This window comes from Streptomyces beijiangensis, assembly GCF_017315755.1.
Lineage (GTDB): Bacteria > Actinomycetota > Actinomycetes > Streptomycetales > Streptomycetaceae > Streptomyces > Streptomyces beijiangensis.
In genome coordinates this window covers 1-233 of sequence record NZ_JAFLRJ010001017.1, presented here as the reverse complement: position 1 = coordinate 233, position 233 = coordinate 1, and the positions used below count along the sequence as shown (strand labels likewise).

General features: G+C 76.8%; 1 protein-coding gene. It reads left to right on the top strand.

The genetic code is table 11. The features are described from left to right. Nucleotides 1-233, top strand: a 233-nt coding sequence (locus tag J0695_RS45860; protein WP_372445925.1) for a zinc-dependent metalloprotease, incomplete at both ends; no start/stop codon positions are given.

The window sequence follows — 233 nt, the reverse complement described above, 5'->3', positions numbered from 1 at the left end:
CTGCCGAGACCGCGGCGTTCCACGAGGCCCTGCGCCTGGCGGACCTGTGGCTGGACGGCGCGACCTCGCTGCCCTCGGGCGCGAGCACGGCCGTGGCCTGGAGCCGCGCCGACACGCTCGGCCACCGGGTCCACGAGCTCCTTCCACACCGGGAGGGTCGCCTCGACCCACTCGGCGCGGCCATGGGCGGCGTGCTGCCCGAGGAGATGCAGGCCATGGCGGGCCCGCTGCTC